Origin of the sequence: Coprococcus sp. AM14-16 (assembly GCF_003434675.1) — a bacterium.
GTDB classification, from domain to species: domain Bacteria; phylum Bacillota; class Clostridia; order Lachnospirales; family Lachnospiraceae; genus Coprococcus; species Coprococcus aceti.
This window is the reverse complement of the sequence record NZ_QTLL01000002.1, coordinates 657,752-673,072: the sequence shown is the minus strand read 5'-3', so window position 1 is coordinate 673,072 and position 15,321 is coordinate 657,752. Positions and strand designations below refer to the sequence as shown.

General features: G+C 45.7%; 10 protein-coding genes. All 10 read right to left on the bottom strand.

The genetic code is table 11. From position 1 onward, the window contains the following. Positions 1-4: 4 nt before the first annotated feature. The 10 genes from proC to DW159_RS08930 all read right to left on the bottom strand — a co-directional run bounded on the left by proC (position 5) and on the right by DW159_RS08930 (position 15,300). Entirely contained in the window at positions 5-787 is a 783-nt protein-coding gene (gene proC / locus DW159_RS08970) for a pyrroline-5-carboxylate reductase (RefSeq protein ID WP_117550153.1), read from the bottom strand. A gap of 52 nt (positions 788-839) precedes the next feature. After that, positions 840-1,007 (bottom strand): hypothetical protein, encoded by a 168-nt coding sequence (locus tag DW159_RS13630; protein WP_158547596.1) that lies wholly within the window; start codon positions 1,005-1,007, stop codon positions 840-842. 36 nt (positions 1,008-1,043) lie between these two features. Further along, positions 1,044-2,486: a DHHW family protein gene (locus DW159_RS08965; RefSeq protein ID WP_117550151.1), complete on the bottom strand. Its 1,443-nt coding sequence runs from the start codon at positions 2,484-2,486 to the stop codon at positions 1,044-1,046. 12 nt (positions 2,487-2,498) lie between these two features. Further along, positions 2,499-3,929 (bottom strand): MBOAT family O-acyltransferase, encoded by a 1,431-nt coding sequence (locus DW159_RS08960; RefSeq protein ID WP_117550149.1) that lies wholly within the window; start codon positions 3,927-3,929, stop codon positions 2,499-2,501. Between the two features lie 97 nt (positions 3,930-4,026). After that, entirely contained in the window at positions 4,027-7,824 is a 3,798-nt protein-coding gene (locus tag DW159_RS08955) for an EAL domain-containing protein (protein WP_242992653.1), read from the bottom strand. A 218-nt stretch (positions 7,825-8,042) separates the two neighbouring features. Next, entirely contained in the window at positions 8,043-9,143 is a 1,101-nt protein-coding gene (gene glf, locus DW159_RS08950; protein ID WP_015534596.1) for a UDP-galactopyranose mutase, read from the bottom strand. A gap of 5 nt (positions 9,144-9,148) precedes the next feature. After that, positions 9,149-11,719 carry a polysaccharide pyruvyl transferase family protein gene (locus tag DW159_RS08945; protein WP_117550145.1) on the bottom strand — a complete coding sequence of 857 codons (2,571 nt, stop codon included), beginning with the start codon at positions 11,717-11,719 and terminating at the stop codon, positions 9,149-9,151. Positions 11,720-11,747: 28 nt separating this feature from the next. Next, the gene (locus DW159_RS08940) at positions 11,748-13,580 is read right to left on the bottom strand and encodes a glycosyltransferase family 2 protein (RefSeq protein ID WP_015534594.1); all 1,833 of its coding nucleotides are present in this window, start codon (positions 13,578-13,580) and stop codon (positions 11,748-11,750) included. Positions 13,581-13,638: 58 nt separating this feature from the next. Next, on the bottom strand, positions 13,639-14,499 hold the full coding sequence (locus tag DW159_RS08935) for an ABC transporter ATP-binding protein (RefSeq protein ID WP_330410609.1): 861 nt from the start codon (positions 14,497-14,499) through the stop codon (positions 13,639-13,641). Positions 14,500-14,511: 12 nt separating this feature from the next. Further along, on the bottom strand, positions 14,512-15,300 hold the full coding sequence (locus tag DW159_RS08930; RefSeq protein WP_015534593.1) for an ABC transporter permease: 789 nt from the start codon (positions 15,298-15,300) through the stop codon (positions 14,512-14,514). Positions 15,301-15,321 lie beyond the last annotated feature (21 nt).

The following is a 15,321-nucleotide window of genomic DNA, read 5'->3' as shown; positions in this document are numbered from 1 at the left end:
GTTATTACTTATTCATGATCGCATCTATAGACTTAATGCATGCACTCCTGAGGCCTGACTCCTCGAGGGATGCAACACCGCATATGGTTGTTCCCGCAGGGGAACATACATTGTCCTTCAACACGCCGGGATGCTCCCCTGTCTCTAGCTGAAGTTTTGCTGAACCAAGTATCATCTGTGATATGAGTCTGTACGCAGTCTGTCTAGGCACACCATACTTAACCGCTGCATCCGCATATCCCTCTATGAACAGATCCACAAATGCAGGACCACAGCCGGTTACTGCGCCTCCTATTCCCATGAGATTCGATGGAAGCTCCTCCACAATTCCCACAGCCGCGAACAGCTCTTTGATTTGTGTCCTTTCTTCCTCCTCAAGGGAATTCTGTGCTTCAAAGAGCATAACTCCCTCATATACCATTGCCGGAGTATTCGGCATCACAAACTGCACTCTCACAGAACTGTCAAAATACTCGCTGTACTTTCTGAAATCCCAGCCAGCTGCCACCGACACAAGAGCCTTGCCGTGAAGTCTCTCTCCTATCTCAACGAGAACGTCATTGATCTGATAAGGCTTGCATGCCATGATGACCGTATCCACGGCATCCACCAGCTCTGCAAGTGTCTTACACGGGGTAAATCCATACTTCTCTGAGTTCTTCACCAGCTTGTCATAGTGTGGTGCATATGCATATACACTCTCAGCCGCTATCTTCCCTGAATTCACAAATCCTGCACAGAGTGCCTGTGCCATATTACCCATGCCTATGAAACCTAACCTCTCCATGATACATTCTCCTTCTTTCAAGCCTTTATATATTTTGTCTTTTATATCTGTCTTACTCAGCCATCCGGCGAAGCTTCTTTGCACGCTTCTCCTGATAGAGAAGTCTGTCGACAGTTGCAAGCGCCTGGAACACGTCCACATCCTTGTCATTATCTATGGTGCAGAACATGAACAATCCTCTGGTACCTTCAGAAGCAGTCTCCATATATCTGTTGACCATCTCCGGGCATCTGTCTGCAAATCCTCCGATTATGCCCTAGTGCAGCAGACTGCTTATAGTAGCCGCCACATCTTTATCTCCTATGAGAGATATGTTATTTATACAGATAAAATCATTGACCTTTTTGCTCTTCACAAAGTCAAGGATGTTTACCTGTGAATATCTGTAATCTATGATATATATTTTGGAGTAGTGATCCACAAGAAATGGAATAAATGCATTTCCGTAGGACTCCTTCATTACTACACACGATGAACCGTCTGTCACCTTTGGGTTCTCTATCACTGCCATCGGCGTGTCACCGCCCACAAATGTAGAATACATGGTTCCCTTATCCCATCCATTCACATCCATTATGACATTCCACTTCTGCTCCGAGCCATCCTCGTTCCAGTAGGTCATGTCATTTGTTCCTATCGGTTCGTAGGCGTATATCGTATCAGGATTATTCTTCATGTCAGAGTTCTGCAGGGTGCTGTAGAAGCTTCCGAGGAATCCCTTGAAGGTATCCGTCTTCCTCTTGTCACGTGGAATGGCCGTTATGCCCTTCGTCTTGCAGAAATCCTCATACGCATAGTACGCGCCATCCGCGGTCCAGTGGTGATCTGTCCTGAAGAATATATATTCATCCTTATGCGCCTTTAACGTGTCAAATATATCGACCGTCTTCACGCCATTCATCATGCCATAGTAATACTCTATCGCCTGTTTCTGATCGGAACCGCCAAGCTTATCCAGCTCGTCATCCGATAGCAGGACACCTGAATTGTTCGGCACAAGAATATCGTACACATTTGTCTGGCCCGAGAGCTGTGCCGCTGCATTGTTGATAGCATCTATATATTCTGTTGCGGAGTCCTGAACGAAATAGTACAGGCTGTACGCAGAACCATCCTTCACATACAGGTTGTCCTGAAGCTGCTTCTGGAACGCATTGTCCATAGCCTTTGAATCTGGTGGATCGACCATCTGGACCGAACCGCTCTCAGTTGTCGCATCCTGCTTGTTCTTCGATGTCAGACTCGCAGGAAGTCCTATCTCAGGATCCTCTGTCGTAACCTCCGTGGTACTCTCAGTTGTCGCCTTGCCTGCATCATCAGGAGTGGCGGTCACCGCACTCTTGTCCACCTCAGGTATCTCATCGCCCTTGGCATTTCCTCCAACCACCTGCGTTCCGAGCTGTATTCCGTACAGCTTCTTAAGGCTCTGGTCAGCCGACACAAGCTTATCCCTCATAGGGTATGTGTCAGAATACCACAGTGACACGTCCTCGAAGTATGATCCGTCGAGGAATGACGTTATGGTGAATGACGGAAACTTTGCAAGTGTCCTCTTCTCCATCGTGGATTTCTTAGGTCTGACAAAAAACAGCAGACCGATAAATGCTCCTATCGCCATGACTGCGGCAAATATAAGAACACCCAGAGTTCTGAATTTCTTTAATTGTTGTCTCTGACTTCTGGTATATCTTCTCTTCATAAAAATCACCCATTAAAACTGGAAATACAGGAAAGGATTATAGCTTGCACCCACAAGCGCCAGCACTGAGATCACGAGCATAAGTACCGGTGTTATCATCTCAGTTACATTGAACACGTTGAATACAAGTGGGTTAACCTTTCCAACTTCTATAGCCCATTTTCTGAGTCTCTTGCCCAGATCCGTACACGCAATACATGCAAATATCAGGAAGAATATGTTCTTCACAAATATTGTTCCAAGTGCCATATTTGCAAATCCCGATGTTCCTATTCCAAACATTCCCGCAAGCACTGTTCCAAGCTCACGAAGGCTCTCAAATCTGAATATGGTCCATCCGAACAGGATAACGAGCAGCGTATATATTCTGGATGCCACAGGGCCGAGTCTTCCGCCCAGATAAAACTTCTCCAGAAGGAGGAAGCCCAGATAATAAATTCCCCAGAATATATAATTCCAGCTTGCTCCGTGCCACATTCCCGTGAGAAACCACACGATAGCCATGTTGCGGATGTACTTCGCTGTGCTGCATCTGTTGCCGCCAAGCGGTATATATACGTAATCCCTGAAGAATGAGCTGAGTGATATGTGCCATCTCCTCCAGAAATTATTTACCGATGTAGCCATATATGGGTAGTTAAAGTTCTCATCATAGTGAAAACCTACCATCCTTCCCATTCCGATGGCCATGTCTGAGTATGCTGAGAAATCAAGGTATATCTGAAGCATATACGCTATCATTCCAAGCCACATTTCAAGTGTCGTCTGAGCCTTGAGGCTCGCCACTCCCGCCGGGAGTAGGGTGTCGGCTATGCTGGCACAGGAATTGGCCAGTATCGCCTTCTTTGCCAGTCCGACTGAAAATCTTCTCAGTCCCATGTATATGTCGTTCGCTGTTATCTTCCTGTTGTCTATCTGATCAGCAACGGTCTCATATCTGACGATAGGTCCCGCTATACACTGATGGAACAGACTTGAATACAGAAGGAGCTTCCAGTATTCTCTCTGTGGTCTGACTTCGTTCCTGTACACATCCACCACATATGATATGAGCTGGAATGTATAGAAAGAGATTCCTATTGGGAGAGCTATTCCAGGCACGGTCTTCGGCACGCCGAACACTGCCTTTATGTTGCCGAGGAAAAATCCCAGATACTTGAATATCGCAAGACAGCCAAGCATTATCACAAGGTCACACACAAGATAAAACTTCTCAGATCTCTTGGTATATCCGGCACGTGCCTCATCTATGCGAATGGCAAACAGCCAGCTCACCAGAGTCTCTCCCGCCAGGAGCAGAAGATATCTCGGGCCTCCCCAGGCATAGAACACCAGTGAAAATATCAGCAATACATTATTGCGTTTCTCAGGGCTCACCGCAAAATATGCTATCAGGTTTGCAGTGAGAAAAACAAACAAAAATATTAAACTCGAAAAAACCATAAATATTCTCCCATCATGTCAATCGGCTGTATTATACTTCACAACAGTCAACAACACAATATTAATAATGATTAACTGTACGCTTCGGAATAGGCGCCTACAGATCGGTCATCTGCACTTCCCTGTTCTTTGATATTCCGTTCACCATGAAGCTCACTCTGCCGTTACCGATCACGATATTTTTCTCCTCTGCACCTATATCAGTTCCCACACTGTTGATCACCTGTGTGTTGATATCCGAGTTGGAAAATTCCAGTCTGGCGGTGTGGGTGCTGTTACCCATGGCGTAGGCATCCTTGCCCTGTGCCACCACCTTGACGTAAGCGTACTGTATGCTGACGTCCGTATCGCCCTCACGGCAGCCTATACCATAACATTCATTTGCCCTGATGTTCATGGTAATATTGATATTCTTCATGGCAACCCTGCAGGACTTTCCATTCATGGTTCCTATGACTGCTGTCGATATGGATGCCCCGGATATCTTGCCGGATATATTGTCAATAGCTATATCCGCGATTCCGTTATATGAGCCTATGGATACACTTCTGGCGATTCCATTGTATATCTCCATGTCGCAGTTCTCTATGTGAAGAGTGCAGTCGCTGTCCATGCAGCCTATCATCACACCCTCCTGACCTCTCTGATCTATCTCGTATCGTCCGTGTCTAATATATATATTACCGCCAAGGCCGGATCCTATTCCAATGCCCCTCATTCCGGTGGCCGTTATGGACAGCGTTCCATCCTGATTGAAATACAGATCTCCGTGTCTCGACGCAAAATCGTTTCCTATTCCAAAGTATCTGCCACCCGCAAGTGTGATCCTCAGATCTCCATCTCCGGCAAGCTCAAGCTTTGACGACTCGGCTACCTGTATACCGCCTGTGCGCAGCTCATTGTCTCCGGTGAGGACTATCCTGACATCGCAGTTGTCTTCTATCTTTATACAAGGTATGCCCTTCTCTCCTCCAAGGCTTATGCTGTCCACCCTGAGCTCGCCTCTGAAGCCTTCTCCTATGGTTATCAGCATATTGGACTTGAAGCCCGGTGTACCTGTCATGTTGACGTACCTGTACTGATCATCTATCTTCTTAAAATCAAGTGCCGTATATTTGTTAAATGCAAGTTGAACCATAGATATCTCGTCTTCATCGGTTATGACGTAGGTCTTCTTGCCATACTTTGTGATCTCGTTCTGATTGTACTGTACTATCTCGTTTATGATCCTCTTATCTATCTCCGCAATCGCCTCCGGTGAAGGCTTCGCCGTGTAGTAACCCTGAATGAGATCCGCGCCAAGTCTGATGACCTCCTTGAGCTCAACATCCAACTCAACGCCCTCCGCAAGAGTCACGATATCATTGTCATGCGCAAATTCTATAATATCCTTGACAAAATGCTGCTTCTGCGGATCCTCATGTATATTTGTCATGAGCATCCTGTCTATCTTCACGTAACGCGGCATATATCTCAGAAGATTGTTGACATTTGAATAGCCTGAGCCATAGTCATCTATGGCTGTCTCAATGTTCATCCTGCCGTACTTGTCCTTTATCTGATCCAGAAGCTGGTCGCTCATCTCAGCCTCCTCGGTGAATTCCACGACCACCTGTCCGCCAAATTCTCTGAGCTTGCCCTCTATGACAGCAGTGTCCTCCTCCGACAGCCTGCAGCCCGGTATACTGTTAAAGAATATCTTTCTGCCCTCAAGTTCCTCTCGCTTGTCCTCAACGAGTCTCAACACATTGATAAATGTGGCTCTCTCCACATCGCTCAGACGTCCAAGTCTCTCAGCACTCTGTATTATGTCAAGAGGAGACATGTACTGCTCTCCTGCCGATCTCATGAGCACCTCATAGGCATAGATCTGACCTGTGCGGGCATTAACTATAGGCTGGAAATGATATGTGAGCAGATTCCTGTCAAGGATCTCCGTGGCAAGCTTGTCCTTCTCTATATCCTCCTGTGACAGCTCTGCATTTCTCGTGCTCTCAATGTACGCCTTCATCTTGGCATTGTTCTTGTTGCTTATGAGTGCGTTCACATAGTTGTCCAGAGCCTCCGCATTTGCAACCATCTGTCTGTCCACCGCATAACATATCTCCACGACAAAGTTGTCCCCATTCGTCCTGTTGAAGTCCTCAACTTTGCTCTCAACGCTCTTAACTATGGTCTCTGCGTGATCCTCCGCATCACCCATCACCTGATATGCCACGATGAACTCATCGTTACACATTCTCATACATACATCTGATTTCTCAAGGGATGCCGAGATAATTCTGGCAAGTGCCTGTATGGCCTCGTCTCCGACCTTTCTGCCGAGGCTTGCATTTATATGTCCCAGTCCCTTTATATCTATCGCCAGCAGCTCAATGCTCCTGCCATGTGCAACGGCATCGTCACACATATCCCTACACCTCGCCATAAATCCGTTATAATTGTACACTCCGGTCAGATCATCACGGATCTGCGATGCATTGACCTTGTCCAGAAGCTTCTGAAGACTCGCCTGTCTGTAGAACGCCTCCATGCCCTGCATGATCTGCTTGATCCATGTGCTATATGAAATATCGTACGCCCTGCACTCGCTTCCATAGCTCACAACCGCATATCCGAAACATCTGTCGTCGAAATTGAGTGGAGTGAATATGTAAGCCTCAGGTCTGTCCCTGTCTGCATCCAGCTCAGGTATCAGTCTTGACACGTCAAAACAGTCATCGAAATCTATCGCACCGTCTCCATCACCGCAGCTTCTGATGACCCTGTATATATTCTTCGTGTATCCGACTCTCAGTGCATTTGACCCCATCATGACCTCAGGAAACTTCCAATATTCATTAAGGCAGAGACTGAAACTGCTCATGTTGCCATCCGTGTGGGCATACTGGAATATGGTATTGTAGAATTCCCTGTAATCTCTCTGGGATAACAGATCCTCCATCATATGGTTATAGTATGAACCATAGCTTCCCGGCTGAGTGTTCATATTCCATGCCGTCACGTCTCTCTTTCCCGGCTTCTCCGTACAATGCTCACATCCACAGCTTTTTCCCCAGTGTATAGATGCACTGCTCCTATAGTTCTCCAGAGATCTTCCGTTTATCTCTGCGTCTATCCATTTTGCGGCGTACTCGCCGTCAACCTTTGCAGGTATATCAACCGATGTCAGCGGTATGACTCTGTCATCGTTCGTCTCCGCAGCGTCATATCCCGTTATCGCTATATCCTCAGGGACCTTAACGCCTCTCTGTTCCAGCTCAGCCGCCAGCCCCAGTGCCATGTGATCACTGGCACACACCACAGCCTGTGGAAGTCTGTCTCTGTTCTCTGTTATCCCCATTGCGGTCTGGCGTCCTGAGTCAAACCAGTTATTGCCATAGTAGACCGACGATTCATCCACAGCGATACCATGACTCTTCATGCTGTCAAAGAATCCCTGCTTCTTCAGCTCGGAATTGGCATTATTCTCCCAGCCATCAAGCAGCACTATATCACGGTATCCGTGCTCTTCTATGAGATGATCCGTAAGCCCGCATATATTCTTTCTGTGATCAATATTTATGGATTTATATCCTTCTATCTCGTCGCCGACTATCAGTACCGGACCATCAAACTCATGCTCCACACGCCACCGGAGTCCCTCCTCTGTTCCCGGCGTCCTGATCCTGTCAGTACATATGACCACCGCATCATATTTGTCAAATTCTATCAGGTTGAATATGTTGGCGTCCCCCACTTCTCTGTTAGCTGTATCCTGATACTTCAGATACATTGAGAACACGCACACATCATAATCAAGCTGAAATGCCTTCTCAAAAAACCCCGAGAGGAATCTACCCTGGGTGTACTCATCAGCCTGGGCTGTCAGTACCGCAATCCTCTTCCTTGTCATAACATATACACCCTTTACCCTTTTAATTTTTACCCCCTGGGCACCGTATCCACCAAATAACATGCCCATAATTAATATAATTCTATCACGTTCTGTCGAAAGTGTATATCTTTTTTATTTTGCCGTATCACCCATGCTTCCGGCACGCAAAAAAGGACGCATATACGGAAAATCTGTATTCCGGTATGCGTCCCTTTATAATATGCTCTATCTCACGATCAGAACTCTGCCTCAACACACTCAAGTGCTGCTGCGATTACCTTGTCCATATCATAATACTTGTACTGTCCAAGTCTTCCGCCGAATATTACATCCTTGCGTGTCTCTGCAAGCTCCTTGTACTTCTCGTAAAGCGCATTGTTCTTGTCGTTGTTTACAGGGTAGTACGGCTCTACGCCCGGCTTCCACTCTGCTGAATACTCACGGCTGATAACTGTCTTTGGCTGCTTTCCAAACTCAAAGTGCTTGTGCTCAATTATTCTTGTGTATGGAACATCTCTGTGTGTGTAGTTCACAACAGCATTTCCCTGATAGTTCTCCTCATCGAGTACCTCTGTCTCGAATCTTACTGAACGGTACTCAAGTGGTCCGTACTGGAATCCGAAGAACTCATCGATCATACCTGTGTATACAGTCTTGTCTGCGATGTCAGGATTCTCCTTGATAAAATCGAAGTAATCTGTGTCAGTCTTGACCTCAGCGCCCTCAAGCATCTTCTCAATGATCTGTGTGTATCCGCCCATTGGGATTCCCTGGAAACGGTCATTGAAGTAGTTGTTGTCGTATATGAATCTCAGAGGCAGTCTCTTGATAATGAATGCAGGAAGCTCTGTACATGGTCTTCCCCACTGCTTCTCTGTGTATCCCTTGACAAGCTTCTCATACACATCTGTACCGGCAAGCTTGAGTGCCTGCTCCTCAAGGTTCTTTGGCTCTCCAATGTTCAGATCTGCGATCTGCTTCTCGATGATTGCCTTTGCCTCTGAAGGCTTCTTGATTCCCCACATCTTGCTGAATGTGTTCATGTTGAATGGAAGGTTGTACAGCTCATCCTTGTATGAAGCTACAGGTGAGTTAATGTAGTTGTTGAACTCTGCAAACTGGTTTACATACTCCCAGATCTTCTTGTCAGATGTGTGGAATATATGTGCGCCATACTTGTGAACGTTTATACCCTCCACCTGCTCTGTGTAAATGTTGCCGGCAATGTGTGGACGCTTGTCTATAACCAGACAGCTCTTGCCTCTCTTGCCTGCCTCGTATGCAAATACTGCGCCGAATAATCCGGCTCCTACTATGAGGTAATCATACTTTGCCATGTTACTTAATCCTCCTTATCTTCCGCCAATCTCTTATCTATAATTGGATATGCTCTATAACCCTCAAACTCCTTAGGTCTGAACAATACTTCCTTAAGCCATGCAAGGGATCTCTCCCTCTCTGACACAAGTATCTTATTGACATTGTCGTAATCCACAGGCTTCAACAGCTCATCATTTCCAAGAATGTCTGCCGCATCCTGAACGTAATGATCTCTCACCTGGAATACATCCACGAGGGATTCAAATCTTGTCATTCCTCTTGCACTGTTTGCAAGTCCGATAAAGTTTGTCTCAAATACAAGTGAGAAGCTTATTCCGTGGCATGAATCAGTGAGAACGAAATCTGCATTCCTGAAATAGTTCAGCCAGTCCTCGACTGTTATGTCGTCGACGATCTTGTCGTCCATATCCATGATCTGACGGTTCTTCACCGGGTCCTTTGGACGTCCGTCCAGAAGAACAACTACCTCAAGGCCGAGCTTCTCTGAAACCTCAACCACTGCGGCTCTCTTCTCCGGAGTTGGATCAAGTATATATGCAAGCATATATTTGCCATCGTGCTTCTTCTTTGCCTTGTCTGCCAGTGAATCGAATACCTTTCTTTCTGCAACAAATACAGGATCGAGAACTCTCACCGCATCTATTCCATACACATCCTTACAGATCTCAACTCCACTGGTCTCTCTGATGGATATTCCATCAAACTGTCTCATGTATTCAGATATCGTCTCCCTGTCCTGTACATTACAGAAATCCCTGTCATGTCCAAATGATGCAGAGAATGCGATCTTCTTCTTATCCGGCTCAACAAAATCGAAATAGAATGAGAAGCCGAAGCCTCTGCTTATACCTCTGTTCCACACCTGATCTGATCCCATGATGAATGTATCGACCTTGGAATTGAGCTCCCTCATATCCTTCAGTGTGTATCTCTTGCTCTCATGGTAATGTGCCTTTGCAAATCTTCTCGCATGGGTGTCAGGCTTGCCGGCTCCGGTCTTGGCTGCAGGCATGTCTATCATGAGCACTGACAGACCAAATGATCTGATGATCTCGTGAAGTGCGTAATAGGTAGCAACACTTCCGTAGTTTGCACCGAACCACACGCCATATATACCTACATCGTACTTGTCCTTTATGGCATAATCGTATGCCTTCTCCATGGATGAGCCATTCTTTATCTGCTCAAAATATCTCTGTCTGGCAGGATGATTCTTGAAGCAGTGGTCAAAAGGCTGTCCTGTCTTAAGCACATCATCACGCGGAATCTCCTTGTTCAGGAGCAGCTTGTCCGCTATGGCTGCATATATCTTCTCACCCTGTGGACTGTTGACTGACACAATGGATGTTCCCTTGCCGTCAGTGTAATCTCTGTTGTACTTCTGGATTCCCCAGAAATCTGCAAGTGTTATATCACCTGTTCTCGGAAGCTTCGCATATGCGCAGTGTCCACAGAACTTTCTCGTCGATATACAAGGAAGGAATGCTCTGTAATATGGATCCTGTGTCCTTGTTCTGTGATAAACTGTTCCGTCAGTGTACTTTACAGTCATCTCTGTAGACCAGCCGAAGTAGTCCTTGTCTCTGAATCCAACATCAGCAACCTTGCCCTGATCCTTGCCGTGGTATTTGTTCAGATAATCATCGAACAGCTTTGGCGATGGGCCGCCGTGGCACATCAGATCTATTGTGTAGAGATTTGATATATCCACATTCTTGAGTGTTGCGTAAAGTCCTGCGACCTGACATCCGCATCCGCAGAATACTACCACTCTGCCTTCCTTGAGTATCTTCTTAACGTCCGCATACACCTTCGATGCATCAGCCTGAACATACTTGGATTTTCTGAGCTTGTCCAGATCATCCGGGCTCTCTATGATAAAGTGTTCAACCTTGAAATCGTCTGTGTATCCTGCTCCGCATACAGCTCCACCCTGCTCAAATGCATACTCAGCCAGCAGTGTGAATATTCCACCTGACGAACTCTTTGCCCTTATCTCATCGTCTGCATATGCCGCATAGCATGCAGGCTCGACAGTGTTCTTATACTCAAGATTTATAGATGGACAGATCTTTCTGCACAGACCGCAGTTTGTACATTTGCTGCGATCCACTACAGGAGCAAGAAATCCCTCTGAATCATACTTCATGCTTATAGCATTTACCGGACATACACTGTAGCACGCGCCGCAGCCACAGCAGTAATCAGGATGTATGCATCCGACTGTCTTGTCGCTGTCGCGTCTCACCGCTTTCTTTCTCCACTCTACTCGCTCTTCTTCTCTCTGTCTGGCACTCTCCTGCTTCTCAAACACTTTGATCTCAGGCTCTGCTTTTTCCTTCGTGGTGAATACCTTATTCATCCTGATCTCAGCAGGCTCGACCTTTACAACAGGCTTTTTGCCGTCTCTGAGAGCGTAATCACCGCTCATCGCCCTCTGCGCCGCATTTACTCGCTGGGACGCCTTGAGCTTATCCTTTGGCTTCGAACCGTTCTTCTCTGAGGTGTAATCTCCCCCCAGTGCTCTTCCCGCAGCCGCCAAACGGTTTTTTATACCTTTAATAGTAGCCATACCCTAAAGATACTCCTTCCATATCACTTTATATATGCAGATATTCCTTCCAGAACTTAGTTGTCTTCATCTCGTCAAATGCATTTCTGTAAGCCTGCTCAACTTCCACATGTGTCTTCTTGTATTTAGCCAATACTTTTCTATATCTCTTTATAAGCGCAAAACAACGCTTTCTGTTGATCGTTCTTCTGACTCCTGTTCCACCGTTCTTGTTCACGGCAACGAGAGTCTTCTTCATGTAATTCTTTCCCGGAACAAAGAACCAGTCGTACGCGATGATATACGGCGTTCTTCTGAGCATGAAGTTTGGAAGAAGATGTCCGTTTATCGTGAGCACATACATTGCCTTGCGGAACAGATTAAGACTCTCATACTTGTATGGATCTGTAGGAAGATCCCCTGCATAGCCAAGCTCTGCCAGCGGCACAAGCTTCTCGTTCTTAGCATTGTGCTCCTTGAGGCTCTGCTCTCCGTCAAGATGCATGATATACTCTGGTCCCTTGAGGTAATCCTCAATGGAATCTATGAGCAGCTCAGCATTGTTGTATGCAAATCTGGTTATATCCTTCCAGAACATTCCCTTTACTCTCGCAAGGAAATCCACATCCTGACATATTCCGCTTGCCGCCTGGATAACAAAACTGTTTCTGTGAACCTGGTAAAGCTCCATAGCAGCGTTGAATTTGCCTGCAAATCCCACATGCCATATACAGATACCATTTAATGCTATGAATCCCGGCTTGTTTCTCAGTGAGAACTCCACGTCATCTCCTCTTACAAATACAGGAAGTGGTAATCCTCTGTCCTCGATGTGCTCCACAGGTATACAGCAGTACCACCAGCCTGCATATGCATCATCGACATTGAAGCTGTAGTTCTCATTTGCAACTATGTTCTTGAGAAGTCTCATATCCATAGCCGACTTGACCGGACCGTATGATCCGTCTGCCTTGTGTACAAATCCCACGTCCTCATACTGCTTCTGGCGTATATCGTAATCGAACATGGCTCCACTCAGGAAGCACTTCTTGTACTCGTCCTTGAGGAGTCTGAGCAGATAATATGTTCTGAACAAACTCTCTGGCATGACCATAACATCATCATCCATGAGAAGTACATGTGTAGGCTTCTTTGGAAGCTCCAGTGCCTCTATCATTCCACGGGTGAAACCACCGGCTCCACCTACGTTGTTATTCATATAAACCTTGAGATCCTCACTGTCGAGCTCTGATGGATCGAGTTCTCTGTCATTGTCAATGACATGTACGAACATGTGTCCCTTGAGGTCACTTCCATCATAGAGTACATTTGACTTGATGAGGTCTATATTACGCTTGATATATTCCTGCTTCTTGAATGTTGTTGTGACAAGAGAGATATTTACATCCCTTATTCTGTCCTCCTCGATGTCAGCAGAATAGTATCCGCTGTATATCTCTGTATCTTCCAGGGTATCCATATAGAAACCTACAAGAGCCTTATCTGTCTCCGGTATGTTCACAACCACCTCTGAAACCTCATCACTCTCAACTACCTGTGATACAAGTGGATTGTAGGTAACCGCAACGGATGCTGAATATATTGCATATACGGATATTGTAGCCTTTCCCTTCATTGTGAGGTGAAGCTTGAAGTTCTTTACCCCTGTATACTCCGACCAGCGTTTTACCTGAATGCAGTTGTAATAGCTCATGAAATTAACCTTTGTGAGCTTCTCTACAACATGGCATTTCTTCTCTGAGTCGTATATAAATGGTGATTCCTCTCCCTTTCCAATGGCGCTGAATTCAGGATACTCTATCAAGTTCACATCCAGATTCATCTGCAGCATCACATTCTGCAACTTCACATTCTGTAACATTATCCAATCCTCCTGTGTTGTATATCAAACATCTTGCCTGATTTCTTGTTATTTCTTGTTATTTCTTGTCCTTGCTCTGGACCTTTGCCGGTGCAGGTGCATCCATCTCGGCCTTGAATGCATCGCATACCGTATCGGCATCTCCCACCATAACTACATTTCCATGATCCAGCCACATAGCCTTGTTACACTGCTTCTTGACAGCAGCTATGTTGTGGGATACATACAGCAGGGTCGTTCCATCCTCCAGCATGGCAGTCATCTTGGCCGCACACTTCTTCTTGAATCGCATATCACCTACAGCAAGTATCTCATCCGCAATGAGAATATCCGGCTCAACCGCCGTCGCTATGGAGAATGCAAGTCTGGTCTTCATACCTGAAGAAAAGTTCTTGACCGGAGAGTCAAGGAAATCCTGCAACTCTGAAAACTCAACTATATCGTCAAACTTCGACTCTATAAATGCCTTTGAATATCCCAGCAGAGTTCCGTTGAGAAATATATTCTCACGAGCCGTGAGCTGTGGATCGATTCCGGCTCCAAGCTCTATGAGGGCTGCCACAGTTCCCGATACCTTAACAGTACCGCTGGCAGGCTTCAATATTCTGCTGACTACCTTGAGCAGGGTGGATTTTCCGGCACCATTGGTTCCAACGAAACCCCACGCCTCGCCCTTCTTTATATCAAGATTGATGTCCTTTAACGCTATGAACTCCTGGAACATCAACTGTTTTGTCACAAGTCTTATAAAATACTCTTTCAGATTGTCCACCTTCAGATTGTTCTTGTTGAATCTTATGGTCACATCCTTGAGCTCTATAATGGTCTCACCCTTTGCCACAGTTGTTGTACGCTGTGCATTTGAGGTGAAAATCTTCTTATCATCAAGTTCGTTCTTTTTCTCTTCTACGTTAGCCAACTGCCACACCTCCTAAATATACAGAATGAACTTGTCCTGATTCTTCTTGAAACACAGCACTCCCAGTCCAAAGAAAAAGAATGCATAGAGGAATCCGAGACCGATAGTAGTGAGATCAGGCATCACTCCCTGATGCGCTATGCATCTAAACTGCTTGATATATACATACAGTGGGTTGAAGTAATTCACAAGTAACTTCAACCAGTCTGGCAGCATATCTATAGGATAGAATATCGCTGAACAGTACATCCACGCTGTGGTGACCGCATTCCATATATATCTTGTATCTCTGAAGAATACATGGAGCTGTGCAAGAAAAAAGCCCAATCCGCAGGCAAATATATAGGCCTGAAGGAATATGAACGGGAACAACAGCATCGTCCAGTAAAATGGTGAACGTGTGAATATGATAACGATAAGAAACGCTCCCAGTGAAAACAGGCAGTCAACAAGTGAGCTTGTGATCTTTGCCAGCGGGAACATAAACTTTGACACATACGTTTTCTTAAGCAGTGACGAATTATCTGTTATACTTCCAAGTGCCTTACCACATGCACCTATTACAAATTCGTACAGTATACGTCCTGCAAAAAGGTACACAGGGAAGTGTGGTATCGATCTGTTGAACATCTTGGAGAATACGATAACCATTACGATCATGATGAGCAATGGGTTCAGGATACTCCACACATATCCAAGAAAACTTCTTCTATACTTTAACTTTATATCTCTTGAAACAAGCTGATTTAAAAGATCTTTATAATTAAAAACTTCTAAAAAGCTTCCGCTTTTTACTTTCATTTTTCGTTAATCCTCCATAGT

Excerpts from the sequence above, each read along its gene's own strand:
- DW159_RS13630 (WP_158547596.1), bottom strand. The coding sequence starts at position 1,007 with ATGGTCAACAGATATATGGAGACTGCTTCTGAAGGTACCAGAGGATTG.
- DW159_RS08940 (WP_015534594.1), bottom strand. The coding sequence starts at position 13,580 with ATGTTACAGAATGTGAAGTTGCAGAATGTGATGCTGCAGATGAATCTG.
- DW159_RS08930 (WP_015534593.1), bottom strand. The coding sequence starts at position 15,300 with ATGAAAGTAAAAAGCGGAAGCTTTTTAGAAGTTTTTAATTATAAAGAT.
- DW159_RS08945 (WP_117550145.1), bottom strand. The coding sequence starts at position 11,719 with ATGGCTACTATTAAAGGTATAAAAAACCGTTTGGCGGCTGCGGGAAGA.
- DW159_RS08965 (WP_117550151.1), bottom strand. The coding sequence starts at position 2,486 with ATGAAGAGAAGATATACCAGAAGTCAGAGACAACAATTAAAGAAATTC.
- DW159_RS08960 (WP_117550149.1), bottom strand. The coding sequence starts at position 3,929 with ATGGTTTTTTCGAGTTTAATATTTTTGTTTGTTTTTCTCACTGCAAAC.
- glf (WP_015534596.1), bottom strand. The coding sequence starts at position 9,143 with ATGGCAAAGTATGATTACCTCATAGTAGGAGCCGGATTATTCGGCGCA.
- DW159_RS08955 (WP_242992653.1), bottom strand. The coding sequence starts at position 7,824 with ATGACAAGGAAGAGGATTGCGGTACTGACAGCCCAGGCTGATGAGTAC.
- proC (WP_117550153.1), bottom strand. The coding sequence starts at position 787 with ATGGAGAGGTTAGGTTTCATAGGCATGGGTAATATGGCACAGGCACTC.